The organism is Hamadaea sp. NPDC050747, assembly GCF_040654195.1.
Classification (GTDB): Bacteria; Actinomycetota; Actinomycetes; order Mycobacteriales; family Micromonosporaceae; genus Hamadaea.
Window position 1 is genome coordinate 92,252 of sequence record NZ_JBFAHM010000003.1, and the last position, 24,437, is coordinate 116,688.

The 24,437-nt window shown below is 71.1% G+C and carries 22 protein-coding genes and 1 pseudogene; 11 read left to right on the top strand and 12 right to left on the bottom strand.

The window, feature by feature from the left end:
* Nucleotides 1-6: 6 nt before the first annotated feature.
* The 7 genes from AB0H43_RS06825 to AB0H43_RS06855 all read right to left on the bottom strand — a co-directional run bounded on the left by AB0H43_RS06825 (nt 7) and on the right by AB0H43_RS06855 (nt 9,454).
* The gene (locus tag AB0H43_RS06825; RefSeq protein WP_359998586.1) at nt 7-504 is read right to left on the bottom strand and encodes a DinB family protein; all 498 of its coding nucleotides are present in this window, start codon (nt 502-504) and stop codon (nt 7-9) included.
* A 162-nt stretch (nt 505-666) separates the two neighbouring features.
* On the bottom strand, nt 667-1,776 hold the full coding sequence (locus tag AB0H43_RS06830) for a hypothetical protein (RefSeq protein WP_359997660.1): 1,110 nt from the start codon (nt 1,774-1,776) through the stop codon (nt 667-669).
* Between the two features lie 74 nt (nt 1,777-1,850).
* Entirely contained in the window at nt 1,851-2,966 is a 1,116-nt protein-coding gene (locus tag AB0H43_RS06835) for a uroporphyrinogen-III synthase (protein ID WP_359997663.1), read from the bottom strand.
* Entirely contained in the window at nt 2,963-3,331 is a 369-nt protein-coding gene (gene nirD, locus AB0H43_RS06840; RefSeq protein WP_359997666.1) for a nitrite reductase small subunit NirD, read from the bottom strand. Before nirD ends, AB0H43_RS06835 begins: the two co-directional genes overlap by 4 nt.
* Entirely contained in the window at nt 3,328-5,811 is a 2,484-nt protein-coding gene (gene nirB / locus AB0H43_RS06845; RefSeq protein ID WP_359997668.1) for a nitrite reductase large subunit NirB, read from the bottom strand. Before nirB ends, nirD begins: the two co-directional genes overlap by 4 nt.
* A complete protein-coding gene (locus AB0H43_RS06850; RefSeq protein ID WP_359998588.1) occupies nt 5,808-7,241 on the bottom strand; it encodes an FAD-dependent oxidoreductase in 1,434 nt (477 codons plus the stop codon). Before AB0H43_RS06850 ends, nirB begins: the two co-directional genes overlap by 4 nt.
* A 38-nt stretch (nt 7,242-7,279) precedes the next feature.
* Complete coding sequence (locus AB0H43_RS06855; protein WP_359997671.1) at nt 7,280-9,454, bottom strand: molybdopterin oxidoreductase family protein; 2,175 nt, start codon at nt 9,452-9,454, stop codon at nt 7,280-7,282.
* A gap of 274 nt (nt 9,455-9,728) precedes the next feature.
* Between AB0H43_RS06855 and AB0H43_RS06860 the strand changes: the two genes are divergently transcribed.
* A complete protein-coding gene (locus AB0H43_RS06860) occupies nt 9,729-10,004 on the top strand; it encodes a DUF6364 family protein (protein WP_359997674.1) in 276 nt (91 codons plus the stop codon).
* Nucleotides 10,005-10,017: 13 nt separating this feature from the next.
* Nucleotides 10,018-10,320 carry a hypothetical protein gene (locus AB0H43_RS06865; RefSeq protein WP_359997677.1) on the top strand — a complete coding sequence of 101 codons (303 nt, stop codon included), beginning with the start codon at nt 10,018-10,020 and terminating at the stop codon, nt 10,318-10,320.
* Here AB0H43_RS06865 and AB0H43_RS06870 read toward each other — a convergent pair whose 3' ends face one another.
* The 3 genes from AB0H43_RS06870 to AB0H43_RS06880 all read right to left on the bottom strand — a co-directional run bounded on the left by AB0H43_RS06870 (nt 10,321) and on the right by AB0H43_RS06880 (nt 13,126).
* Complete coding sequence (locus AB0H43_RS06870; RefSeq protein ID WP_359997680.1) at nt 10,321-10,872, bottom strand: MarR family transcriptional regulator; 552 nt, start codon at nt 10,870-10,872, stop codon at nt 10,321-10,323. It abuts the gene before it with no gap.
* Between the two features lie 122 nt (nt 10,873-10,994).
* The gene (locus AB0H43_RS06875; RefSeq protein WP_359997683.1) at nt 10,995-11,585 is read right to left on the bottom strand and encodes a malonic semialdehyde reductase; all 591 of its coding nucleotides are present in this window, start codon (nt 11,583-11,585) and stop codon (nt 10,995-10,997) included.
* Nucleotides 11,586-11,776: 191 nt separating this feature from the next.
* Nucleotides 11,777-13,126, bottom strand: a complete 1,350-nt coding sequence (locus AB0H43_RS06880) for a nitrate/nitrite transporter (RefSeq protein ID WP_359997685.1) — start codon at nt 13,124-13,126, stop codon at nt 11,777-11,779.
* 298 nt (nt 13,127-13,424) lie between these two features.
* Here AB0H43_RS06880 and rplM point away from each other — a divergent pair, with 298 nt between their 5' ends.
* The 4 genes from rplM (at nt 13,425) to glmS (ending at nt 17,837) form a co-directional block, all read left to right on the top strand.
* On the top strand, nt 13,425-13,868 hold the full coding sequence (rplM, locus tag AB0H43_RS06885; RefSeq protein ID WP_359997688.1) for a 50S ribosomal protein L13: 444 nt from the start codon (nt 13,425-13,427) through the stop codon (nt 13,866-13,868).
* A 20-nt stretch (nt 13,869-13,888) separates the two neighbouring features.
* A complete protein-coding gene (rpsI, locus tag AB0H43_RS06890; RefSeq protein WP_359997691.1) occupies nt 13,889-14,362 on the top strand; it encodes a 30S ribosomal protein S9 in 474 nt (157 codons plus the stop codon).
* A 92-nt stretch (nt 14,363-14,454) separates the two neighbouring features.
* Complete coding sequence (glmM, locus tag AB0H43_RS06895; RefSeq protein WP_359997694.1) at nt 14,455-15,783, top strand: phosphoglucosamine mutase; 1,329 nt, start codon at nt 14,455-14,457, stop codon at nt 15,781-15,783.
* Nucleotides 15,784-15,965: 182 nt separating this feature from the next.
* Nucleotides 15,966-17,837, top strand: a complete 1,872-nt coding sequence (gene glmS / locus AB0H43_RS06900; protein WP_359997697.1) for a glutamine--fructose-6-phosphate transaminase (isomerizing) — start codon at nt 15,966-15,968, stop codon at nt 17,835-17,837.
* Nucleotides 17,838-17,842: 5 nt separating this feature from the next.
* Here glmS and AB0H43_RS06905 read toward each other — a convergent pair whose 3' ends face one another.
* On the bottom strand, nt 17,843-19,312 hold the full coding sequence (locus tag AB0H43_RS06905) for an alpha/beta hydrolase (protein WP_359997699.1): 1,470 nt from the start codon (nt 19,310-19,312) through the stop codon (nt 17,843-17,845).
* A complete protein-coding gene (locus AB0H43_RS06910; protein ID WP_359997702.1) occupies nt 19,309-19,551 on the bottom strand; it encodes a hypothetical protein in 243 nt (80 codons plus the stop codon). The genes AB0H43_RS06905 and AB0H43_RS06910 overlap by 4 nt, the downstream gene beginning before the upstream one ends.
* 133 nt (nt 19,552-19,684) lie before the next feature.
* On the opposite strand from AB0H43_RS06910, the pseudogene AB0H43_RS06915 reads away from it, so the two are divergent.
* The 5 genes and pseudogenes from AB0H43_RS06915 to tsaE all read left to right on the top strand — a co-directional run.
* Nucleotides 19,685-20,050: pseudogene (locus tag AB0H43_RS06915) on the top strand (holo-ACP synthase); the annotation flags it as partial.
* 83 nt (nt 20,051-20,133) lie between these two features.
* Nucleotides 20,134-21,555, top strand: coding sequence for an NAD(P)H-hydrate dehydratase (locus tag AB0H43_RS06920; RefSeq protein WP_359997705.1), 1,422 nt, complete (start codon nt 20,134-20,136; stop codon nt 21,553-21,555).
* A gap of 179 nt (nt 21,556-21,734) precedes the next feature.
* Nucleotides 21,735-22,844, top strand: a complete 1,110-nt coding sequence (gene alr / locus AB0H43_RS06925; RefSeq protein WP_359997708.1) for an alanine racemase — start codon at nt 21,735-21,737, stop codon at nt 22,842-22,844.
* A gap of 2 nt (nt 22,845-22,846) precedes the next feature.
* Nucleotides 22,847-23,923 carry an alpha/beta hydrolase gene (locus AB0H43_RS06930; RefSeq protein WP_359997711.1) on the top strand — a complete coding sequence of 359 codons (1,077 nt, stop codon included), beginning with the start codon at nt 22,847-22,849 and terminating at the stop codon, nt 23,921-23,923.
* Nucleotides 23,920-24,411, top strand: a complete 492-nt coding sequence (gene tsaE / locus AB0H43_RS06935) for a tRNA (adenosine(37)-N6)-threonylcarbamoyltransferase complex ATPase subunit type 1 TsaE (RefSeq protein ID WP_359997714.1) — start codon at nt 23,920-23,922, stop codon at nt 24,409-24,411. Before AB0H43_RS06930 ends, tsaE begins: the two co-directional genes overlap by 4 nt.
* The last annotated feature ends 26 nt before the right edge of the window (nt 24,412-24,437 follow it).

Sequence of the window (24,437 nt, forward strand, 5' to 3'; positions counted from 1 at the left end):
ACCGGGTCAGGCCCCCGTCTCGCCGTCGACGCATTCGCGGAGGAGGTCGGCGTGGCCGTTGTGGCGGGCGTACTCCTCGATCATGTGCAGATAGACCCAGCGCAGGTCGAAGGTGGTGCCCCGGCCGTCGACGAAGGTCTCGTCGAGCGACCGGCCGGTGACCGTCACCCGGGCCGCCTCGACCTCCTCCCGGAACGCCGCGAAGTCGGCCGCGGGATCCGACGACGCCGACCCGTTGAAGTCGTAGTCGGGGTCCTCCTCGGTGCAGAACAGGTCGCCGACGTCGGCCCCGTCGAACTGCCGCCGGAACCACCAGCGTTCCACCTCGGCCATGTGGCGTACCAGGCCGAGCAGGCTCAACGTCGAGGGCGGCACCGACTGCCGGCGGAGCTGGTCGTCGGTGAGGCCGGCGCATTTCATGATCAGGGTGTCGCGGTGGAAGTCGAGCCAGGCGTCGAGCTGCGTACGCTCCTCGCCGTGCCGAGGGGCCTTCGTGCGGTTCACAAGGGGTGCGGTCACGCCGGAGACGCTACCGTCCGCCCGCCACCCGTTTTCGCGGTCGCGCCCGCCGCCTCGCGCTGCCCGCGTTTGGCGCTGGATCAGGGTTCTGCGTCGAATCTTGGCCCAAGATTCGGCCGAGAACCCTGATCCAGCGGGAAGGTTTGGTCAGCCGAGGGGGCGGGGGACGTAGCCGCCGCGGTCCTTGGCCGAACCCGACGTCGTCGCCGAGGGGGCCGGCTCGCGCGGCTCGCCCAGTGCGGAGACCCAGTTCTCGACGGCGTCGTTCGTCGGGCGGGGCTTCGTAGTGTGCTTCGCACTCGGCTTCGGAGTGGGCGCGGACGTCGTGCTCGGTGCGGACTTCGCGGTGGGCGAGGGCTTGCGCTCGCGGCGCGACAGCGGGTCGCTCTTGGCGGTGAAGTCCGCGGAGTCGGCGGAGCCCGAGGCGTCCAGCGCGGCCGCCGCGAGCGTCCCGACGTCCGAGGCAGCGTCCGCGGCTGCGTCCTCGGGCTCCCGCCGGGGCGGCAGCGCCACGATGACCGACGCGACGAGGCCGGTGACGACCGCGCCCAGCGCGGCGATCCACGGCAGTTTCTGGAAGTCCGACGAGCCCGGACCGACGATGGCGTACGCCAGGGCGACGGTCGCCGGGCCGGCCGCGCCGCTGAGGGCGACGGCGAGCCGGTGGTGGTGGCGCAGCCGGGCGGTCAGCGCGACGACGACGCCCAGGAGAGCAGCGATCGCGGGCAGCCCGAACAGCTGGGCGTCGTCCACGACAGCGGGCGACAGCCCGAGCCCGGCCAGTCCGCCGAGGCGCGGCGGCTCGTCGGCCGACTTCGCCACGCCGCCCGCGATGAGACCCCACGTGACCAGGGCGTACGCCGCGGTGCTCCAGGCCAGCGAGCGCGCGCTGAGCATGGCGAACGCGAAGACGAGGCCGGCGGCCGCTCCGATGACCAGCGCAAGCCCGGCCTGCAACGCCGGATCGCCGTTGGGGATCTGCGCGTGCCGGGCCGGGAGGAGGGCGAGAGCCGTGCCCGCCGCGCCCCCGACACCGGCGGCGACAGCGGCGCTGACTCGAAGGCCGAGTCCGTAGGTGCGGGCGCCGACGGCGGTCCCCACGACGACCGCGATCACGGCGAACCAGCCGAGGAACACGGCCTGGGCCGCCCAGGCGTCGTTGTCGGCGTAAGTGCCGTCGAGGCGCAACACGTCCAGCACGGTGGCGACGCCGACCTGCCCAGCTCCCATGAGCGCCGCGAAAACGAACGCGGACACTGTCGCACGACCCCAGGTCTTCACGCGCCAGACGTTAGAGCCACCAGGCCGTTCACGCCAGTGGGGCGAGCAAATCAGTCCACGGGCAGGCGATAGCCGCGTTTGACGACGGTCTGGACGAACCTCGGACCGCCCAACCCGGCGCGCAGCCGGGCGACGGCCATCTCGACGGCGTGTTCGTCCGCGCCCCGGGGCAGCGACGGCAGCAGAGCCGCCCGGGAGAGCACTCGGCCGGCCCGGGTCGCCAAGGCGCGCAGGACCGCCATCGGCGCGGGGGCGAGCGGCTTGAGCTGTCCGTCCACCACGGCGGCGTGGCCGCGCAGAGTCAGCTCGTGCCCGGCGACGTGCAGCGTGACCGCCCGTTTGGGCAGCTCGTCGGTGAGTGATCGGACCAGTGCCCCGAGCCGGGCTCGGGCCGGGGTGACGACCGGAATGCCCAGATCGGTGAGCGGAGCCGCCGTCACCGTGCCGACGCAGGCGGCCAGCACGTCCGACCGCAACGCCTCGACACACTCGGTCCGCGCCGGTCCGGCCGCGTCCAGCAGCGCCTGGACGGCGGGAGCGGAGGTGAACGTGACGGCGTCGATGAGCCGGCCGTGCACGAGGTCGACCAGGCGCTGCAACGGGGCCGGGTCGTGCGGCGGCGCCCATCGGTAGACCGGCACCTCGATGACCTCCGCCCCGGCCGAGCGCAGGGCGGCGCAGAAGTCGGGTTGCTGGTCACCGTGCAGCTGGACGGCGATGACCTCGCCGTGCACGCCCCGGGCCAGGAGGTGGAAGAGCACTTCGTCGCAGCTCTCCGACTCCGGCGACCACTGGTCGAACAGCCCGGCCGCCCGCGCCGCGCCGCGCGCCTTCGGCCCCCGGGCCACCAAGTACGCGCTGCCCAGCACCTGGCGCAGCGCGTCGCCCAGCCCCCAGCCCTCGGCCGCCTCCAGCCAGCCGCGCATGCCGATGCCGGTGTTCGCCACGACGATGTCGGGTGGGCTGGCCAGGCATCGCCGGGTCGCCTCGCGCAGCTCGACGTCGTCGGGGAGCGGCACGATACGCAGCGCGGGCGCGATGACCACTCGGGCGCCCCGCCGTTCGAGCAGCGCCGCCAACTCGTCGCGCCGCCGGTCGGCCGTCACGCCGATGGTGAAACCGGCCAGCTCACCCTCCGTCTGCGTACCGGCGGCGACGGACGTCATGCCGGCACGCTCAGGGCGAGGGGCTCGCCGATCTCGACCACCCCGTCGCGTACGCGGACCGCCCAGGCGCGCACCCGCACGGTCGGATCGTCGAGGCAGTCGCCCGTACGCAGATCGAACGCCTGCTTGTGCATCGGCGACGCGACCGTCGGCACGTCTCCCCGGGTGCCGACGATGCCCCGGGACAGCACTGAGGCGCCGGTGAACGGGTCGACGTTGTCCAGGGCGTACACGTCGCCGGTGAAGGTCCGGAAGATCGCGACCGGGACGCCCTCGACGAGCGCGGCGACCCCGCGTTCGATCTCCAGGCGGCTGATCGAGCAGATCGGCGTCCAGACGGCGAGGTCGGCGAAGGCGGTGGTCATGACTTCCTCCCGGTGAGCGTGACAGGAACCGGCCGGGCGGGCACTCGTTGCCCGCGCTCGGTCTCGAAGCTGATCGAGGGGTCGGGGGTCTCCGGCGCGTTGACGAACGAGACGAACCGGGCCAGCCGCTCGGGATCGTCCAAAGTGGCCTTCCATTCGTCGGCGTACGAGCCGACGTGCTGGGCCATCGCCGCGTCCAGTTCCGCGCCGAGGCCCAGGGTGTCGTGGACGATGACGTCCCGCAGGTGGTCGAGGCCGCCGTCCAGGGACTCCAGCCAACTCGCCGTCCGCTGCAGGCGGTCGGCGGTCCGGATGTAGTACATGAGGAACCGGTCGACCGTGCGGATGAGTTCCTCGGTGGACAGGTCGGTGGCGAGCAGGTCGGCGTGCCGGGGCCGGAAGCCGCCGTTGCCGCCGACGTACAGGTTCCAGCCGTTCTCGGTCGCGATGATCCCGAAGTCCTTGCTCCGGGCCTCGGCGCATTCCCGGGCGCAGCCCGAGACGGCCGACTTGATCTTGTGCGGCGCCCGCAGGCCCCGATAGCGAAGCTCCAGATCCACCGCGAGGCCGACCGAGTCCTGTACGCCGTACCGGCACCACGTGCTGCCGACACACGACTTCACGGTCCGCAATGCCTTGCCGTACGCGTGCCCGGACTCGAACCCGGCGTCCACCAGCCGCTGCCAGATCTGGGGCAGTTGCTCCACCCGGGCGCCGAACAAGTCGATCCGCTGCCCGCCGGTGATCTTCGTGTAGAGCCCGAAGTCCTTGGCCACCTCGCCGATGACGATGAGCTTCTCCGGGGTGATCTCCCCGCCGGGGATCCGGGGCACCACCGAGTAGGTGCCGTCCTTCTGGATGTTGGCCAGGAAGTGGTCGTTGGTGTCCTGCAACGCCGCCTGCTCGCCGTCGAGCACGTAGCCGTTGGTCAGCGAGGCGAGGATCGAGGCGACGACCGGTTTGCAGATGTCGCAGCCCCGGCCCTGGCCGTGTGCGGTGATCAGTTCGGAGAAGGTCCGGATGCCGCGGACGCGGGCGATGTCGAACAGCTCCTGACGGCTGTGCGTGAAGTGCTCGCAGAGCGCCTTCGACTGGTGCACACCGCATTCGCTGAGCAGGCTCTTGAGCATCGGTACGCACGAACCGCAGGTCGTGCCGGCCCGGGTGCACGTCTTGATCGCCGGGACGTCGGCCGCGCCGTCGCGGATCGCGTCGACGATGGCGTCCTTGGTGACGGCGTTGCAGGAGCAGACCTGCGCGGTGCCTGGCAGTGCTCCGGCTCCGGCCGCCCCGGCGGAGTCTCCGGCGAGCAGCGCGATCGGCGGCCCCGGCAGCGGCCCGCCGAGGCTGGCCCGCAACGTCGGGTACGCCGACGCGTCCCCGACGAGGACGCCGCCGAGCAGCGTCTGGGCGTCGTCGGAGAGCAGGAGTTTGGCGTACACCCCGTTGGCGCCGTCGTGGTAGACGACGTCGAGCGGGCCGTCCGCCGCCCCGAACGAGGCGACGTCCACCCCGAGCAGTTTCAGCTTCGTCGAGGTGTCCGGCGTCGTCATGACGGCGTCGCCGCCCACGATCCGATCCGCCACCACTTCGGCCATCGCGTAGCCGGGGGCGACGAGTCCGTAGGTGCGCCCGTCGGTTCCGTCGAGACTCAGGGCGGCGCATTCGCCGATGGCGTACACGTCGGGGTCCTCGGTCGCGCAGCCCGCGTCCACGAGGAACCCGCCCCGCGGTCCCAGCGCCAGGCCCGCGGACTCGGCCAGTTCGTCCCGGGGGCGGATGCCGGCCGCGATCACCACGACGTCGGCGTCGACCGAGCCACCGTCGCTGAAGGTCAGGCCGGTCACCTCGTCGACGCCGAGGACGCCGGCGCAAGCGCGTCCGGTGTGGACGCTCAAGCCGAGTCCTTCGACGTGTCCCTTGAGGACGGCGCCACCGCCGTCGTCCACCTGCAACGGCATGAGCCGCGGTGCGAACTCCACGACGTGGGTGGTCAGCCCGAGCAGGCGCAGCGCGTTGGCCGCTTCCAGGCCGAGCAGACCGCCGCCGAGCACCGCGCCGACCCGACGGCCCTCGGCGTACGCCTGGAGCGCTTCGAGGTCGTCGAGGGTGCGGTAGACGAAGACGCCCGGCAGGTCGGCTCCGGCGATCGGCGGCACGAACGGGCGGCTGCCGGTCGCGAGGACGAGCTTGTCGTACGCGTACTCGCCGGCGTCGGTCCGCACGATCCGGCGCGCACGGTCGATCCCGGCGACCGTCTCACCCAGCCGCAGGTCGACGCCGTCCGGCAGGTCGCCCAGGGCCAGGTCGGAAGCGCTGACCCCGTCGAAGAAGGCGGACAACCGCACCCGGTCGTACGCCGGCCGCGACTCCTCACCGAGGACGGTGACACGCCACTGTCCGGCGGTGTCCCGGGCGGAGAGGGCCTCGACGAAACGCTGCCCGACCATCCCGTGGCCGACCACGATCAGATTCCTCATGCCTTGACACCTTCCTGCGCAGACAGCCAATCGGCGATGCCGCAGACCGCATCGGTGCAGGTGCCGCAGCCGGTGGTGGCACGCGTACGCTCGGCGATCGCCGCGACGTCGCGGCAGCCGTCGCGCCACGCGCGGACGATGGAGCCCTTGCTGACCGTGTTGCACTGGCAGACGGTCGCGGCGTCGGGCATCAGCGCCGGAGTGGGCGCAACCTGAGCAGTGGCGGGGCTGCCCAGGCTGCGCCCGAGGAGGAGCGCGCGGCGGTCGCTGGGGACCGGCGCGCCCCGGTCGAAGAGCTGGATGACCTGCCCGACGAGCGGGTTGTCGCCCAGCATCACCGCGCCGGACACCCGGCCTTCATGGATGCGCAGGCGGGCGTACGTGCCGCGGGCGGGGTCGGCGAAGCGCAGATCCTCGTGGTGCTCGCCGTCCAGCGTCCCCATCGAGGCGAGGTCGATGCCGTTCGCCTTCAGCCGCGTCACGATCGGTGCGGGCTGGTACGCCGCCAGCGGCTCCTCGCCGCTCAGCACCCGCGCGACCACCTCGGCCTGCGCCCACGCCGGGGCGACGAGGCCGCCGACCTGACCGCGATGCTGCGCGCAGTCGCCGATGGCGGAGATCCGCCGGTCGCTGGTCCGCAGCCGGTCGTCCACCACGATGCCCCGGTCGACGGTGAGCCCGGCCGCGCGGGCCAGCCCCGTCTCCGGGCGTACGCCGCACGACAGGACGAGCAGGTCGGCGGTGAGTTCGCGGCCGTCGGAGAGGGTGAGCGCGACGGCGTCCGGCCCGGTCGTCAGCCGGGCGCCGGACACTCCCGTGTGGACGGTGATGCCGAGTTCGGCCAGCGTGCCGGCCAGGATGAGGCTCGCATCCGGGTCGATCTGGCGTTCCATCAAGTGGCCGACGGGGTGCACGACCTGCACGGCCAGCCCGCGTCCGGCCAGCCCGCGGGCCGCCTCCAACCCGAGCAGGCCACCGCCCAGCACGATCGCGGTCCGCGCGCCCGCGCTGAAGTCGAGAATGCGGCGGCAGTCGTCCAGGGTCCGGAACACCGCGACCCGGTCGGGCAACGCCTCCGGGTCGAGCCCCTCCACCGGCGGAATCCACGCAGTGGCACCGGTCGCCAGGACGAGGTGCTCGTACTCCACGATCGTGCCGTCGGCGCAGGTCACCGACTGCCGGTCCCGGTCGATCGAGACGACCGGCGACCCCGTCCGGATCGAGCCGCCCGAGTCGGGCAGCTCCACGCCCGCCTCGTCGACCTTGCCGGCCAGTAGGTTCGACAACAAGATCCGGTTGTACGCCCGATGCGGCTCGGCGCCCACGACGGTCGCCTTGACGCCGCGCCGGGCCAGGTCGGCGGCGCAGCGCGCGCCCGCCATCCCATAGCCGACGATGACTACTCCATCCACCGTTGTTCTCCTGTCCATGAGGAGACCGGCGACATCGGCGGTCGTCAGAAGTGCGGTCATGCGGGCCCTGCTGACTCTGAGGAACGAGCCGGTCCGCCGTCCTCCCGGCGATCGCCGGATCGAGCGGGGACTGGCTCGACTTTGACGGCGCACACCTTGAACTCGGGCATGCGAGAGATCGGGTCCAACGCGTCGGAGGTCAGCGAGTTGACGCGCTGCCGGCCGGCGAAGTGGAAAGGGGCGAAGACCGTGTCCGGACGGATGCTCTCGGTCAGCCGCGCGGGGGCGGTCATCTCGCCGCGGCGGCTCGTCACGCGTACCAGCTGATCTGGAGAAATGTCGAGACGGGCCGCGAGGTCGGGATGCAGCTCGACGAACGCGGACCCGGCGACCCGCGTGAGCGGCTCGATCCGGCGCGTCTGCGCGCCGGACTGGTACTGGGCCAGCAACCGCCCGGTGGTCAGGTAGAGGGGATAGTCCGCGTCGGGCTCCTCGACCGCCGGCCGGTGTTCGACGGCGATCAGCCGGGCCCGCCCGTCGGGGTGGGCGAACCGCTCCTCGAAGAGCCGCGGCGTGCCCGCCCGGTCCACAGCCGGGCAAGGCCAGAACACGCCGTCCTCGGCGTCCACCCGCTCCCACGTGACGCCCGCGTAGTCGGCCAACCCGCCTGCGGAGGCACGCCGCAGCTCCTCGAAGACCGCGCGCGGATCGGAGTCGAACCGCGCACTCGTGGGAAGGCCGCCGTTTGCCCGAACGGCGTCCGTCCCGGGGCCGAGCCGGTCAGCCAGCTCGGCCAGCACCGCCAGATCCGTCCCTATCCCTGGCGGTGGTTCGCGGAGGGCCTTGCGCCGCAGCACGCGGCCCTCGAGGTTGGTCATGGTGCCGTCCTCCTCGGCCCACTGGGCGGTGGGGAGGACGACGTCGGCGAGCTGTGCCGTCTCGCTCCTGACAAAGTCGCACACGACCAACAAATCCAGGTTTCGCAGACGTTTCTCTACGTGAACAGCATTCGGAGCGGAGACGACGGGATTCGAGCCGAAGACCAGCAGCGCCTGGACGTCCTCGCCGAGACTGTCGAGCAGTTCGTAGGCCGACCGGCCGGGTCCGGGCAGGTCAGCGGGGTCCACGCCCCACACCGCGGCCACGTGCTCGCGGGCGGCCGGGTCGTCGATCTTGCGGTAACCGGGCAACTGGTCGGCCTTCTGCCCGTGCTCCCGGCCACCCTGGCCGTTGCCCTGCCCGGTCAGGCAGCCGTACCCGGAACCCGGGCGGCCGGGCAGGCCCAGGGCCAGCGCCAGGTTGATGAAGGCGGTCACCGTGTCCACGCCCTTGGCGTGCTGTTCAGCGCCGCGCGCGGTCAGGATGATCGCCGGGCCGTCGCTCAAGGCCCGCGCGGCTCGCTCCAGATCAGCGATGGGTACGCCGGTCAGCCGCTCCACTCGCGCCGGCCAGTACTCCGCGACCAGTTTGCGTATGTCGTCGAAGCCGGTCGTCCGCTCCTGCAGATACTCCTTGTCGATCAGCCCTTCGGTGATCGCGATGTGGAGCAGGCCGTTGGCCAGCGCCAGATCGGTGCCCGGCGTCGGCTGAAGGTGCAGGGTGGCGTTCCGGGCGGTGGGGGTGGCCCGTGGGTCGATCACGATCTGCGTCGCGCCCGGCAGGTCGCGCTGCTCGGTGAGGTAGCGGGCGAACGGGGGCATGGTCTCGGCGACGTTCGCGCCGACCAGCAGCAGCGTCTTGGCCCGGCCGATGTCGGCGAGCGGGAAGGGCAGTCCGCGATCGACGCCGAACGCGCGCATCCCGGCGGCGGCCGCGCTCGACATGCAGAAGCGCCCGTTGTAGTCGATGTTCTTCGTCCGCAGCGCCACCCGGGCGAACTTGCCCAGCGCGTACGCCTTTTCGTTGGTGAGCCCGCCGCCGCCGAAGACGGCCACCGCGTCCCGCCCGTGCTCCCGCTGGATCTGCTGGATCTTGCCGGTGATGAAGGCGTACGCCTCGTCCCAGGTCGCCGGCTCACCGTGGATCAGCGGCGTACGCAGCCGGTCGGGGTGGTCGAGCAGCTCGGCGGCGGTCCAGCCCTTCTGGCACAGCCCGCCCCGGTTGGTGGGGAAATCGCGGGGAGCGACCTCGACCTTTTCCTGACCGTCGGCAGCCTGAGGCTTGGTGATGCGCAGCGTCATCCCGCATTGCAGAGCGCAATACGGGCAGTGGGTGGCGACCTCGGCTGGCATGTAGACGAGCGTGCAGGCGGGCGGTTTCGGCCCGGCTTCTCATATGTTTCCGACCTGCAAAGTCGCGCTCATCTGTTCGGTGGGGACGGTGTTGGCCGGTGGTATGACCGGCAGGACACACATGGGGGTTTTGTCCATTGACACGACGTTCTAGCGTGATCGTTAGTGACTGTCTGTGAGATCAGTTACACCTCACGTGAGCTGCGGTTTCACTCACGCGCGGAGTTCTGATTGGGGGATGACTATGAGTCATACCAGAGGTACCCTCACTTGCATGACTGCGAAGGTGACTCTCTCGTTCTCGGATGACACGATCGCCGACGCGCGCCGCTATGCGGAACGTGACGGCATGTCCTTGTCGGCCTGGATGGACAAGGCCGCCAAGGAGAAGGCCCTACGCGAGCTCTTCGGCGCGCACGCCGACGTGCTCCGGAGAGCGGGCCTGGACAAGTTGGAGAAGCAGGCGCTTGCGGACGAGGCCGACTATGAGACGGTCACCGACGCATTGCGTGGTGGAATGACCCAGGGCGGCGGTCGTCGACCGCACTGAAGCGGCGGAGGGCATGGCAAGCGTGCTGCGTAGAGGTGAGATCTGGCGGATCGAGGGCGCTCGCGAGCGACTCGGTCTGGTCATCAGCTCCGACGTCTACAACGGGACCGACGTGCCGATAGTGGTCGTCGCCGAGGTCGTGGACGAGGAGGAGCTGCGAGATTCGCCGCTGGCCGTCCAGATGGGCGAGCTCGTGATCATGCCCGACCGCGTCTCGTCGCCGATGAAGAAGTGGTTCACCGACCTCGTCGAGGTCGCGGACACCGACACCATGCGGCGAGTCGGCCGAGCGCTCAAAATCATCCAAGACCTCTAGCTAGCCGTCGCAGGATTCGTCGTCGCCGGCGCCGCACGACTCGGGCGCCTCGTAGCCGAGCGCCTCGGCGCAGGCCTCCGGCCGCGGCTTGCGCAGCCCGGCGGCGACCTGCTCGAACGCCGCGCCCAGGACGGCGAACTGCTCCGGCGTCATCCGGTCGACGAAGATGTCGCGTACCTGGTTGACGTGGTCGATGGCGACACGCTGGATCGTCGCCCAGCCGTGCTCGGTGAGCACCGCGAACTGGCCCCGGCGGTCGTCGGGACACGGCTGCCGCTCGATCAGGCCGGCCTTCTCCATCCGGGTGATCTGGTGCGACAGGCGGCTCTTCTCCAGCAGCGTACGCACGGCGAGCTGGCTCATCCGGAGCCGGCGCTCGGGGGCCTCCGACAGCTGGACGAGGATCTCGTAGTCGGTGCCGGACAGCCCGTGCTTCTGGTGCCCTCGTTCGAGGTTGTGCATCAGGAGCCGGCTGCCTTCGAGGAATGCCCGCCAGGACCGCTGCTCGTCGTCGGTGAGCCAGCGGGTCTCGGTCGTGATGTCGGCGGACATGCCAGTCACAGTACTCACTTCCCGTCTCTGTCGAGTAGGTTGCGCATCACGCTGCCGTCAAGCCGACAGCCGACGTCGCGGGGCGCGACGCCGGCTGCGGTCCGGAAGTACGGAAGACCTGTTCAGACGGTCGTCACGACCTCGTCGAAGTCCAGCCGCGGGTTGCGGTCGAACCAGGCGTTGTCGGCCGGCTTGCCGATGTTGACGACCGCCAGGACGCTGGCCTGGCCGTCGCCGAAGAACTCCTTGTTGAGCAGGTCGGCGTCGAACCCGCCCATCGGGCCGGCGGCCAGCCCGGCGGCGCGTACGCCCAGGATGAAGTAACCGACCTGGAGCGCGCCGTTGAACCGGCCGGTCTGGATGCGGGCCTCTTCCTCGGCGAACCGGTCCTTGAGGCCGGGGGCGTGGGGGAAGGTCTTGTCGAGCTTCTCGTGGAAGTCGTGGGCCGCGGCGAGGATGGCGGTCAGCGGGGCGGCCGCGGTCTTGGCCTTGTTGCCCTCGGCCAGGGTGCCGACCAGGCGCTGCCGGGCCTCCGGCGTACGCACCAGCACGACCCGCAGCGGCTGCGAGTTCAACGCGGTCGGGGCGTACTTGACGAGGTCGTAGATCGCCTGGATCTGCTCGTCGCTTACCGGCTCGTCGGTGAAGGCGTTCGCGGTACGCGCCTCGCGGAACAACAGGTCCTGCGCCGCCGGGTCGAGAACGAGGCTCATGTGGGTCTCCCAAAGATGTTCACGTCGATTGGCGTCATCGCCGAGACCCAAATTAGATGAAGCTTCAACCAATGCGCAAGAACTAGTTGAGCACGTCACTCAAATTGTCCGTTGATCATGGAGTTTCCGGTCACGACACGCCGTCGAGACTGCAGTCAACTCCATGATCAACGGAGCTAGCGGGGGGCGGGTTAGACGGAGGCGTGGGCCAGGCTGGGCGCGACCGAGACCAGCACCCGCCGGCGCAGGTAGCACCACCAGGTGACGGCGAGGCAGACGGCGTACAAGACGGTGAACCAGGTGAAGGCCGTGCCGATTCCGCCGCTCGTGGCGATCGAGTCGCTGATCGCCCGGGGCAGGTAGAAACCGCCGAAGGCGCCGACCGCGCCGGCGATGCCCAGCGTGGCCGCCGACTCCCGCTTGGCCGTCGACGCGTCCGGGGACTTCGCCGCGAAGATCGCCGGGATCATCCGGTAGGTCGAGCCGTTGCCCGCCCCGGCCGCGGTGAACAGCACGCCGAACGAGGCCAGGAAGAGCGCCAGGTTCTTCGACCCGGCCGCGGTCACCACGCCGTACGAGCCGAGCCCCATGAGGACGAAGCAGGTGGCGGTGACCCGCGCCCCGCCGACCTTGTCCGAGAGCCAGCCGCCGAACGGCCGGGCGATCGAGCCCACCAGCGGACCGGCGAAGGCCAGGGTGATCGTCGCCGCCCCCAGGTGCGCCACCGGGGCGTTCGGGAACTGGAGCTTCAGGACCAGTGGGAACGCAGCCGAGTAGCCCAGGAACGAGCCGAAGGTGCCGATGTAGAGGAACGACATGATCCAGGTGTGCGCCCGTTTGACCGTGGCGAACTGCGCCCGCAGCGGCGACTTCGCCACCGCGAGATTGTTCATGAAGGCGTACGCGAAGATCCCGGCGGCCAGGATCAGCGGCAGCCACATGACACCGCCGTAGACCAGTCCGAAGGACAACGCGATCGGCACGACCAGCTGCATCACGCTGATGCCCAGGTTGCCGCCCGCGGCGTTCAGCCCGAGCGCGGTGCCCTTCTTCCGCTCGGGGAAGAAGAAGGAGATGTTGGTCATCGACGAGGCGAAGTTGCCGCCGCCGAGCCCGGCCGTCGCGGCCAGGGTCAGCACCACCCAGTACGCCGGCCGCGCGGTGACCGCGTAGATCATCCCCGAGACCGGGATCAGCAGCAGCAGTGCGCTGATCATCGTCCAGGTACGCCCACCGAACCGCGTCACCGCGAAGGTGTACGGGATGCGCATGAGCGACCCGATGAGGTTCGGCAGGGCGACGAGCCAGAACTTCTGGTTCACCGAGTACGCGAACAGCGCGGGTGGCAGCGCCACCACCACGACGCTCCAGAGCGTCCAGACCGAGAAGCCCAGATGCTCGGCGAAGATCGAGAAGATCAGGTTTCGCCGGGCGACCCGGCGGCCGGTGGACTCCCAGAAGGCGGTGTCCTCGGGGTCCCAGTGCGAGATCACCCGCTGCTGCGATGCAGCCGGTGCCGGTGTGGTGACAGTCGCGGTCATGGTCAGCGAAGTTACGAACGTGTGATTGCCGTGTTGTGCGCTCCGCGTACCCGGGGTGTGAAACCAGGCGCACCACGGCGCCGGGTAGCCTGTGAGACGAGACATACGGCGGCGGCCATTTTGACCCCGCCGTGAGCCAGCAGGTATCGTTGTGCGCTGTTGCGTGCTGAGCCAACCCGACAGATTCACGGTGCTGACCGTCAGGTAGGCTTGTCGTTTGCGTGCCGCGAGAGCCTTTCGGCGCGACATCGCAAGAGCATCGCAAAAGACATGTCCGACGACCAGACAAGGTAAACCTGTGCGTACGTACAGCCCGAAGCCGGGTGAGATCGAGCGTCAGTGGCACGTGATCGACGCTTCTGACGTCGTGCTGGGCCGGCTCGCCACCCACGCCGCCACGCTCCTGCGCGGCAAGCACAAGCCCACTTTCGCGCCGCACGTGGACACCGGTGACTTCGTGATCATCGTGAACGCGGGCAAGGTCGCGCTGACGGGCAACAAGCGCGCGACGAAGGTCGCCTACAGCCACTCGGGCTACCCGGGCGGTCTGAAGCAGGTCGGCTACGACGAGCTGCTCACCAAGCGGCCGGAGAAGGCGATCGAGCTGGCCGTCAAGGGCATGCTCCCGCACAACAAGCTGGGCCGCCAGCTGCTGGGCAAGCTCAAGGTCTACGCGGGCCCCGAGCACCCCCACGCCGCGCAGCAGCCGCAGCCTTTCGAGATCAAGCAGATCGCGCAGTGAGCGCGGGCGAAGGAATCACCATGACCGAGACTTCTGTGCCGACCCCGGCCGCGGTCGCCACGGCTGTGGACGCCGTCGCCCCGGTCGCCGTGAAGGCCCCCCGTGGGGACCGCCCCGTGCAGACCGTCGGCCGCCGCAAGGAGGCCATCGTTCGCGTACGGATCGTGCCGGGCTCCGGCAAGATCACGTGCAACGGGCGTGAGCTGGAGAACTACTTCCCGAGCAAGGTTTCGCAGCAGACCGTGCGCGAGCCGCTCGTCATCGCCGAGAAGGCCGAGGCCTTCGACATCTTCGCCAACCTCCGTGGTGGCGGCATCACCGGTCAGGCCGGCGCGCTGCGTCTGGCCATCGCTCGCGCCCTGTGCGAGCTGGACCTCGAGGACCGCCCGGCGCTGAAGAAGGCCGGCTTCCTGACCCGCGACGCCCGCGTCAAGGAGAGCAAGAAGTACGGTCTCAAGAAGGCCCGCAAGGCGCCTCAGTACTCGAAGCGTTGATGCCGGCTTTATCGCCAGCTTGTTGAGAATGGCCGGGGGGCACCTAGCCCCCCGGCCATTTTCGTCTGCCTGAGGATCTGCGAGGAGGACACATGGGTCGGCTCTTCGGCACGGACGGCGTCCGTGGCCTGGCCAACGGCGACCTCACCCCCGAACTGGCGATGTCGATCGCCGTGGCCGCCGCCCACACCCTGGCTGAGGCCGACCGGAGCCACCAGCCGGTGGTGGTCGTCGGACGGGACCCCCGCGCGAGCGGCGAGATGCTGGAGGCCGCGGTCGTCGCCGGGCTGGCCAGCGCCGGGGCCACCGTCGTCCGAGCGGGTGTGCTGCCGACGCCGGCGGTGGCGTACCTGACGAGCGAGGTGCGGGCCGACTTCGGCGTGATGGTCTCGGCGAGTCACAACCCGATGCCCGACAACGGGATCAAGCTCTTCGCAGCGGGCGGTCACAAGCTCTCGGACGAGATCGAGGACGCCATCGAGGCCCGGATCGGCGAGGCTTGGCAGCGTCCGACCGGGGCGGCCGTCGGCCGGGTCCACGACCTGCTGGACGGGGCTGAGCACTACCTCAAGCACCTGCGCTCCGCCGTACCGCACCAGCTCGACGGGCTGACCGTGGTGGTCGACTGCGCCAACGGCGCGGCCAGCGACGTCGCTCCGGCGGCGTACCGGGAGGCCGGGGCGACCGTCATCTCGATGTTCGCCGAGCCCGACGGGGTCAACATCAACGAGGAGTGCGGCGCCACCCATCTCGACGCGTTGCGGGAAGCCGTTGTGGCGCACGGGGCCGACCTCGGGCTGGCCCACGACGGGGACGCCGACCGCTGCCTCGCCGTCACCGCGACCGGCGAGGTCGTCGACGGCGACGAGATCATGGCGATTCTGGCGCTGGCCCTGAAGGAGTCCGGCGCGCTCGCGGACGACACCCTGGTCGTCACCGTGATGAGCAACCTCGGCCTCAAGATCGCCATGCGGGACGCCGGCATCAGCCTGGTCGAGACCAGGGTCGGCGACCGGTACCTGCTCGCCGAACTGCGCGAGCACGGCTACTCGCTCGGCGGTGAGCAGAGCGGCCACATCGTGCTGCCCAGCCACGCCACCACCGGCGACGGCCTGCTCACCGGCCTGATGCTGATGAGCCGCATGGCGCAGACCGGCCAGAGCCTCGCCGAACTCGCCGCGGTCGTCACCAAGCTGCCGCAGCGCCTGATCAACGTGAAGGCCGACCGGTCCGTGGTCACCCACCCGACGGTGGTCGCGGCCGTGGACGCGGTCGCCGCGCGGCTCGGGGCCACCGGGCGCGTGCTGCTCCGTCCGTCCGGCACCGAGCCACTGGTACGCGTCATGGTGGAAGCACCGACGCCGGAACTGGCCTCGGAGACCGCGGAGGAGATCGCGTCGGCGGTACGCTCCGCCGCCTGACCCCGCTTTGTCGTTTAGGGCCGGATCAGGGTTCTCGGTCGAATCTTGGAGCAAGATTCGACCCGGAACCCTGATCCGGCCCTTTCGTTTCCCCGCAGTGGTCGGAATCTGCGCAGATGGCGTGCGCAAAAGTATCTCGATCGAGCATGGACTTTGAGCGAAACTCGGCTACGCTGCGAGGCATGTGTGGAATCGTGGGGTACGCCGGCACCCGCCCGGCCCTGGAGATCGTCCTGGACGGACTGCGGCGGCTGGAGTACCGCGGCTACGACTCGGCCGGGGTGGCCGTCCTGAGTGAGGCCGAGATCGCGGTCGCGAAGCGGGCCGGGAAGTTGGCCAATCTGGACCGAGCGCTCGCCGAGGCCGAGGACGCCCGGATCGCCGCCGGGACGGTCGGCATCGGTCACACCCGCTGGGCGACCCACGGCGGCCCGACCGACCGCAACGCCCACCCGCACCTGTCGGCCGACGGCCGGGTCGCGGTCATCCACAACGGCATCATCGAGAACTTCGCCCTGCTGCGAGCCGAGCTGGAGGCGCAGGGGATCGAGTTCCGGTCCGAGACCGACACCGAATGCGTGGCGCACCTGCTCGCCTTCGAACTCGCCGCCGTGCCGGAGAAGGGCGCGGCCGGGCTCGCCGAGGCGATGCGGCGGGTCTGCCGCCGGCTGGAGGGCGCTTTCACCCTGCTGGCCGTCGACCGGGAGGCGCCCGACGCGGTCGTCGGCGCCCGGCGTAACTCGCCGCTGGTGGTCGGCGTCGGCCAGGGCGAGAACTTCCTCGCCTCCGACGTGAGCGCGTTCATCGCGCATACCCGGGAGGCGCTGGAACTCGGGCAGGACCAGGTCGTCCTGATCACGACCGAGGGCGTCGAGGTCACCGACTTCGAGGGCAAGCCGGCCGAGGCTCGTCCGTACCACGTGGACTGGGACGCGCGGGCGGCGGAGAAGGGCGGCCACGACTGGTTCATGCAGAAGGAGATCCTCGAGCAGCCGCAGGCGGTCGCCGACACCCTGCTCGGCCGGCTCAGCGAGTCGGGCAGCATCATGCTCGACGAGGTACGCCTCAGCGACCAGGACCTTCGTGACGTGGACAAGATCTTCGTGGTCGCCTGTGGGACGGCGTACCACGCCGGGCTGGTCGCCAAGTACGCGATCGAGCACTGGACCCGCATCCCGTGCGAGGTCGAGCTGGCCAGCGAGTTCCGCTACCGCGACCCGGTGCTCGACCGGTCGACGCTGGTCATCGCCATCTCGCAGTCCGGCGAGACGATGGACACGCTGATGGCCTTGCGCCACGCCAAGGAGCAGAAGGCGCGCGTCCTGGCGATCTGCAACACCAACGGCTCGACGATCCCGCGCGAGTCCGACGCCGTCCTCTACACGCACGGCGGGCCGGAGATCGCGGTCGCCTCCACGAAGGCGTTCCTCACCCAGCTCGCCGCCTGTTATCTGGTCGGCCTCCACCTCGCCCAGGTACGCGGGATCAAGTACGCCGACGAGGTCGGCTCGGTCGTCGAGCAGCTGCGGGCGATGCCGGACGCGATCGCGACCGTCCTGGCCGACCTCGACGGGATGCGGACGCTGGCCCGCGATCTCAGTACGCGTAACACCGTCCTGTTCATCGGCCGCCACGTCGGCTACCCGGTGGCGTTGGAGGGCGCGCTGAAGCTCAAGGAGCTGGCCTACATGCACGCCGAGGGGTTCGCCGCCGGCGAGCTCAAGCACGGCCCGATCGCGTTGATCGACGAGGGCACTCCCGTCGTCTGCGTGGTGCCGAGCCCGGCCGGGCGGGGCGTCCTCCACGACAAGATCGTCTCCAACATCCAGGAGGTGCGGGCGCGGGGTGCGCGGACCATCGTGATCGCCGAGGAGGGCGACGACGCCGTCCTGCCCTACGCCGATCACGTGATCCGCGTCCCGCGTACGCCGACGCTGCTCGCGCCGTTCGTGACGACGGTGCCGTTGCAGGTCCTCGCCTGCGAGATCGCGACCGCCCGGGGCCACGACGTCGACCAGCCGCGGAACCTGGCGAAGTCGGTCACGGTCGAGTAGTCCGGTCAGGACTCCGGGGCCGGTGGTGAGCTGACCCCGGACTCCTGCCCCGCGGCGATCCGGCCGACGTTGGTCAGCGCCGGATTGCCGCGATCCCAGTACGCCAGGTGCGCCGAGATCGGATTGGCGTTGTCGGCCGCCTCGAAGACGTGGCCGCCGAACCCGTCGTCGGCCGGATTGTGCCCGTGCCACAGATCCGGCATGGGATCACCCATGTAGCGCGGCCAGAGCTGCTCCAGCCAGAGTTGCCGGAGCGACGGCGCGGCGAGCCCGACGATGTCGTTGTTCGCGCTGGCCGCCCAGACGGTCGCCGGGTCCACATGGAGGTCGGCCGCGTGCTCCACGCCGACTCCGGGCGCCCCGAGGAACACGAGGTCGTCGGCGCGCAGACCGAGATCGCGTACCGTCTCGCCGACGACCAGCGCGCCGTAGGAGTGGCCGACGACGCTCTGCTCGCCGAGGTCGCCCACGTGTGTCGCGGCCAGCCCCTCCTGGAAGTCGTGCAGAGCCGTCCGGGCGTCGTGTGCGGCTCCGGAGGAAGCGCCCTCCAGCAGGTTGTCCGGAGCGTCGTAGCCCAGCCAGAGGACGGCCGACGTCGACTTCGCGGGATCGGCCGCCGCCGCGGCCTCTGCCATCGCGGCCGTCCGGTCCAGCGACGTGCCGAGGTGGCCGTCGAGGCGTACGCCCATGCCGGGCACGTAGGTGAGCACGTTGTCCGAGTGGTCGGGGTCGCCGAGCGCCACGATCGCGCGACCGTCGCCGGCCGTGTCCAACCCCAGCAGGTACGCCCCGGGGCGGGCGAGCCGGTCGGCGAGCGTGGCGAGCCCGGCGAGCGCCCGCTCCACCCGGTCGCGTTCCCGGGCGGCGTGCCGGTCGTCGGCCAGGCTCTCGAACAGGGCGCTCAACCGATCGCGTTCCCGGCGAAGGACCTCCCGATTGGCCCGGTCCCGGTCGGCCACCGGTACGCCGTCCAACCCGCCGATCCGCTCGGGCGACTGCAGGAGGAGCACCTCCCGCTGGGTCTTGCTGAGTCCGCGCCACCATTCACGGACGGCCACCGGCCCGGCGGCGGGCGGGCACGGCGCGCTCATCGACGCCGTCAGCTCCGCCAACGCGACCGCCGTACGCTCGTCCGACTGCCGGGCCGCGTGCACTGCGAGCGCTGCTTCCGCCGGCGTACGCGCTGCCAGCAGGGCCCGCCGGGCGGCCGCCACCCGGTCGGTGTGCTCGGCGAGCAGCCGCCCGGTCTGCTCGATCGGCCCCCGGCAGGCGGCGGTCAGCTCCCGGAGATCGGCGATCGCGACCGAAGCCGCGTCGGCGGCGGTGCCCCGCCAGTCCAGCCGCAGCCCCGCCGCGGTCGCGTCGAACTCCGCGACCCGGTCCTCGACCTGCTCCGCCAGCCGCCGCCAGGTGGTCGCCCCGGCTTGCCACGCCTCGACGTCGGCCGCGCAGAGGTGTGCGTACCCGATGATCATGAGTGGTCCGCGGCGCGATAGCCGGCCGCGCAGGCCCGTACCGACTCGCCGGTGTGGACGGTCCGTTCGCCGACCGCGCGCAGCAGCCCGACGAGCGTGTCCTCCCAGGCGGACAGCGCGGCGGTGGCCGCCCACCCGGCGGGCGCCGCGACCAGATGCGCCTGGGTCAACGCGGAACCGGTGTCGTCGAGCCGGTCGGACCACCGCCCGAGCCGGCCGATGTGGACTTCGAACTCCATGGGCACCTCCGGTGAGTTAACTGCCGCCGATGCTGTCCGGTGCCGCGAGTCCGCTCAAGCGCCTGTGGACAACGGCTCGCGTCCGGCCGAAGCGGTCGTCCACAGGGCTTGTGCGGCCGGTAGGGTGTGCCCTGTGATCGTGTCGGTCGGCAACGACGTGGTGCTCGTCGAGCGCTTCCGGGCCGCGCTGGAGCGCACCCCGCACCTCGCCGAGCGGGTGTTCACCGAGGCCGAGCGCACGACCCGGTCGGGCCACGAGCGCTCGGCGGAGTCGCTCGCCGCCCGGTTCGCGGCGAAGGAGGCGGTCGCCAAGGCCCTCGGCGCGCCGCAGGGACTGCACTGGCACGACTGTGAAGTGTCCGTGGACGAGGCCGGTCGTCCGTGGCTGGTGATCGCGGGCACGGTCGCGCGGGCCGCAGCGGACCTGGGCATCCAACGGTGGCACCTGTCGCTGTCGCACGACGGCGGCATCGCGTCGGCGGTGGTCATCGCCGAACGGGACGCACCGATCGGTCCGGCTCGATGCGAGGGTGAGTCCCGCGAGGACCGGACTCGACCGGAACAAGGGCTTGGAGGCGAGGCATGAGAGCGGCGTGGCGGGCGGCCGATGTGCGGGCGGCCGAGAAGACCCTGATGGCGACGCTGCCTCCGGGCACGCTCATGGCGCGGGCCGCCGCGGGACTCGCCCGGCGGTGCGCCATCACGTTGCGCGCGCAGGGCCGGGTCTACGGTTCGCGCGTCCTGCTCCTGGTCGGCACCGGCGACAACGGCGGCGACGCCCTGTACGCGGGCGCGACGCTCGCCGGTCAGGGCGCAGCGGTCTCGGCCTGGCTGACCGACGCGCGCCGGGCGCACGTAGGCGGCCTGGAGACGTTCCTTGCGAGGGGCGGGCGGGTCGTCACGGAGTGGCCGTCCGACGTGGACCTCGTCGTCGACGGCATGCTGGGCATCGGCGCCAGCGGCGCGCTGCGCGGAGCGGCGCTCGACGCGGCGACCCGGCTGGCCGGCCTCGACGCGCCGGTCATCGCGGTCGACGTGCCGTCTGGCGTCGCGGTCGACACCGGGGACCTGCCCGGTCCGGCCGTCCGCGCGGACGTGACCGTCACCTTCGGCGTCCTCAAGCCCGCGCTCGTCGTCGGACCGGCCGCCCCGCTCGCCGGGCAGGTGGAGCTGGTCGACATCGGGCTGACCATGACCGCCGCGCCCGCCGTACGCCTCGCCGAGCAGGCGGACATCGAGGAGTGGTGGCCGCACGCCGGAGCGGAGTCGGACAAGTACAGCCGCGGGGTCGTCGGCCTCGCCACCGGATCGGCGAGCTTTCCGGGAGCGGCGCTGCTGTCCACCGCCGGCGCCCTCGCCGGACCGATCGGCATGGTCCGGTACGCCGGCTCCGCCCACTCGATCGTGGCGACCCTGCACCCGTCGGTGGTCGTGGCCCCTCGCGTCGCCGACGCGGGACGCGTACAGGCCTGGGTCTGCGGCAGCGGACTGTCCACCGACCAGCGCGCCCGCGAAGAACTGCGAGCGGTGCTCGCGGCACCGGTTCCGGCGGTTCTCGACGCCGACGCGATCACGATGCTGGTCGACGGCACCCACGCGAACGAACTGCGCGCCCGGTCCGCGCCGACCGTGCTCACCCCGCACGACGGGGAGTTCAAGCGGCTCGCCGGGAGCGCGCCGGGGGAGGACCGGGTCGGCGCGGCGCTCACCCTCGCCGCCTGGACGCGGTCGGTCGTGCTGCTCAAAGGCGACCGGACGATCATCGCCTGTCCCGACGGCGAAGCCTGGGTCAACCCGACCGGCTCCCCGGCCCTGGCGACGGCGGGCTCGGGCGACGTGCTCGGCGGCCTGCTCGGAGCACTGCTCGCTAGCGGTCTGACCCCCGTACGCGCTGCCGTCGCGGCCGCGTACCTGCACGGGCTCGCCGGGCGGGCCGCCGCCGAGACCGGGTCGGTCACCAGCGCGGATGTCGCACTCGCCTTACGTACGGTCGTTCCCCGCTGACCGCCTCTTCGCCCTGCGCCCCGCGCCGTCTTCGCGCTGGATCAGGGTTCGCGGCCGAATCTTGCCCCAAGATATGGCCGGGAACCCTGATCCAGCGCGACCAGCGTCCCTGCGACCGATGCGTCCCGGGCGTTGATCTCCCCGAGCCGACGAGGCGTACCAGCCGGTAGGGTAGGACTATGTGGCAGGCGGAAGCGGTCGTCGATCTCGCGGCCGTGCGGGCCAACGTCGAGCTGCTCAAGGCGAAGACGTCGGCCGAGGTGATGGCGGTGGTGAAGGCCGACGGTTACGGCCACGGCGCGGTGCGCAGCGCGCGGGCCGCCCTCGCCGGCGGGGCCACCTGGCTCGGCGTACGCAGTCTGCCGGAGGCGCTCGAACTCCGGGCGGAAGGGGTGACCGCGCCGATCCTGGCCTGGCTGCTGCCGCCGGGGACGCCGCTGCGGGAGGGCGTACTCGCCGATGTCGATCTGAGCGTGTCCAGCCTGGGTCAGCTGGCCGAGCTGGCCGAGGACGCGCGCCAGGTCGATCGGGTCGCCCGCGTACATCTCAAGATCGACACCGGGCTCAACCGGAACGGGGCGCCCCCCGACGTCTGGCCCAAGCTCGTCGAGGCGGCCGCGAAGGCGCAGGCGGAGGGCGTACTGGAGATCGTCGGGGTGTGGAGCCATCTGGCCTGCGCCGACGAGGTCGGCCACCCGTCGATCGACCGTCAGCTGCAGGTCTTCCACGACGCGCTGGCGACCGCCGAGCGTACGGGGGTCACGCCGCGGCTCCGGCACATCGCCAACTCGGCCGCCACGCTGACCCGGCCCGACGCGCACTTCGACCTGGTCCGCCCGGGGGTCGCGGTCTACGGGCTCTCGCCCATCGCGGGCGAGACCTTCGGCCTGCGGCCCGCGATGACGGTCCGTGCGCCGGTCGCGCTGGTCAAGCGGGTCCCGGCCGGCGAGGGCGTCTCCTACGGCCACACCTACGTCACGGCCCGCGAGACCACGCTCTGCCTCATTCCCCTCGGGTACGCCGACGGCGTGCCCCGGCACGCGAGCGGCAGTGGCCCCGTCCAGGTGAACGGTCGGCGCTTCGAGGTCGCCGGGCGCGTGTGCATGGACCAGTTCGTCCTCGACTGCGACGACGCGGTGGTGACCGCCGGGGACGAGGCGATCCTGTTCGGACCCGGCGACCGGGGTGAGCCGACCGCCGACGACTGGGCGGCCGCCGTCGGCACGATCAACTACGAGATCGTGACCCGGTTCGGGCGGTCGGGCGTACCGCGCAGGTATCGGGACTGACCATGGCTAGATGGGGCATCGTCGGGGCATTGGCAGGAGTGGCGGCGGCCGGGGTGGCCGCCGGAGTGGCGGCGGAGCGTGCCTTGGTGGGCCGAACACGAAAGAACTCCGACGACCGGTACGCCGACGAGCCGTTCGGCCCGTTGGCGTATGACGAGGCGTTGACCGTGACGACGGCGGACGGAGTGCAGCTGTATGTCGAGATCGTCGAGCCGGCCGACGGCGTGGCGGTGGATCTCGGCGGCTTCAGCGAGCCGGAGGCGACGCTGATCTTCGTCCACGGCTTCTGCCTGGACATGGGTACCTTCCACATGCAGCGGCGCTACCTCGACCCCGGTGACTATCGGATGGTCTTCTACGACCAGCCGGGCCACGGCCGGTCCGGCCGCCTGGAGGACGGGGAGTACGAGCTGCCCGCGCTGGGCGAGGCGCTGCGCGACGTCATCCAGCAGACCACGCCGGCCGGTCCGGTCGTCCTCATCGGACACTCGATGGGCGGCATGACGATCATGGCGTGTGCGGAGCTGTTCCCAGAGCTGTTCGCCGACCGGGTCGCCGGGGTCGTGCTCATCTCCACCAGCGGCGGCAAGTCGGAGACCGGCAAACTCGGCGGCATACCGGAGATGATCGCCGGAGCCGGTCCACTGCTCGGCATGGTGTCCGGCGCGACCAAGTACAGCGGGCACATGATCGACCGCGCCCGGCACGCCTCCAGCGACCTCGCGTGGCTGCTCACCCGGCGGTACGGCTTCGGCGCCAAACGACCGAGCCCGGCGTTGGTCTCCTATGTGGAGCGCATGAACTCCAGTACGCCGATGGACACGGTCACCCGCTACCTGCGTACGCTCTACAGCCACGCCCGCTACCCGGCGCTGGCCGCGATCCGTGACAAGCCGGTGATGGTGATCTGCGGCGAGAAGGATCCGATCCTGCCGGTGAAGCACTCCGAGGAGATCGTCCGGCACCTGCCCGACGCCGAACTCGTCGTCGTCCCCGACTCCGGTCACGTGGTTCTGCTGGAGCACGCCGACGAGGTGAACGCGGCGTTGCAGAGCTTCCTCGATAAGGTTGTCGGGTGAGTTCTAGGCAGAGCCCCATCAAGTTGTCGAAGGTCGAGGACACTCACGCGTACGGCGCGGAGCTGGCCCGCCTGCTGCGCGCCGGCGATCTCGTGATCCTCACCGGCCCCCTCGGCGCCGGGAAGACCGCCCTGGCCCAGGGCATCGGCGCGGGGCTGCGCGTACTCGGTGACGTGACCTCGCCGACGTTCGTCATCGCCCGGGTGCATCGCCCTGACGTGCACGCCGGTGGCACGGTCCCGATGGTGCACGTCGACGCGTACCGGCTCGGGATGGTCCGCGATCCGCGCGCCGAAGTGGACGACCTGGACCTCGACGCCGACATCGACGACTCGGTGACCCTCGTCGAATGGGGCGAGGGCATGGTGGAGCAGCTCGCGGAGGCGTACCTCGAGGTGCGCATCACCCGGCACGACGACGACACCCGCGAGGTCGAGCTGGTCGGCCACGACGGCGACTGGGCCGCCCGCCTCACGCCATCCGCATGATCATTGCGTCAGCCATGCTGCTTCGG

What these genes read in the sequence shown, in the direction of transcription:
- nirD (WP_359997666.1), bottom strand. Translation starts at nt 3,331, where the DNA reads ATGACCACCGCCTTCGCCGACCTCGCCGTCTGGACGCCGATCTGCTCG.
- glmS (WP_359997697.1), top strand. Translation starts at nt 15,966, where the DNA reads ATGTGTGGAATCGTGGGGTACGCCGGCACCCGCCCGGCCCTGGAGATC.
- AB0H43_RS06860 (WP_359997674.1), top strand. Translation starts at nt 9,729, where the DNA reads ATGACTGCGAAGGTGACTCTCTCGTTCTCGGATGACACGATCGCCGAC.
- glmM (WP_359997694.1), top strand. Translation starts at nt 14,455, where the DNA reads ATGGGTCGGCTCTTCGGCACGGACGGCGTCCGTGGCCTGGCCAACGGC.
- alr (WP_359997708.1), top strand. Translation starts at nt 21,735, where the DNA reads ATGTGGCAGGCGGAAGCGGTCGTCGATCTCGCGGCCGTGCGGGCCAAC.
- AB0H43_RS06855 (WP_359997671.1), bottom strand. Translation starts at nt 9,454, where the DNA reads ATGCCAGCCGAGGTCGCCACCCACTGCCCGTATTGCGCTCTGCAATGC.
- AB0H43_RS06835 (WP_359997663.1), bottom strand. Translation starts at nt 2,966, where the DNA reads ATGACGTCCGTCGCCGCCGGTACGCAGACGGAGGGTGAGCTGGCCGGT.
- AB0H43_RS06910 (WP_359997702.1), bottom strand. Translation starts at nt 19,551, where the DNA reads ATGGAGTTCGAAGTCCACATCGGCCGGCTCGGGCGGTGGTCCGACCGG.
- AB0H43_RS06865 (WP_359997677.1), top strand. Translation starts at nt 10,018, where the DNA reads ATGGCAAGCGTGCTGCGTAGAGGTGAGATCTGGCGGATCGAGGGCGCT.
- AB0H43_RS06905 (WP_359997699.1), bottom strand. Translation starts at nt 19,312, where the DNA reads ATGATCATCGGGTACGCACACCTCTGCGCGGCCGACGTCGAGGCGTGG.
- nirB (WP_359997668.1), bottom strand. Translation starts at nt 5,811, where the DNA reads ATGAGGAATCTGATCGTGGTCGGCCACGGGATGGTCGGGCAGCGTTTC.
- AB0H43_RS06850 (WP_359998588.1), bottom strand. Translation starts at nt 7,241, where the DNA reads ATGGACAGGAGAACAACGGTGGATGGAGTAGTCATCGTCGGCTATGGG.
- rpsI (WP_359997691.1), top strand. Translation starts at nt 13,889, where the DNA reads ATGACCGAGACTTCTGTGCCGACCCCGGCCGCGGTCGCCACGGCTGTG.
- AB0H43_RS06880 (WP_359997685.1), bottom strand. Translation starts at nt 13,126, where the DNA reads ATGACCGCGACTGTCACCACACCGGCACCGGCTGCATCGCAGCAGCGG.
- AB0H43_RS06930 (WP_359997711.1), top strand. Translation starts at nt 22,847, where the DNA reads ATGGCTAGATGGGGCATCGTCGGGGCATTGGCAGGAGTGGCGGCGGCC.
- AB0H43_RS06870 (WP_359997680.1), bottom strand. Translation starts at nt 10,872, where the DNA reads ATGTCCGCCGACATCACGACCGAGACCCGCTGGCTCACCGACGACGAG.
- AB0H43_RS06920 (WP_359997705.1), top strand. Translation starts at nt 20,134, where the DNA reads ATGAGAGCGGCGTGGCGGGCGGCCGATGTGCGGGCGGCCGAGAAGACC.
- AB0H43_RS06875 (WP_359997683.1), bottom strand. Translation starts at nt 11,585, where the DNA reads ATGAGCCTCGTTCTCGACCCGGCGGCGCAGGACCTGTTGTTCCGCGAG.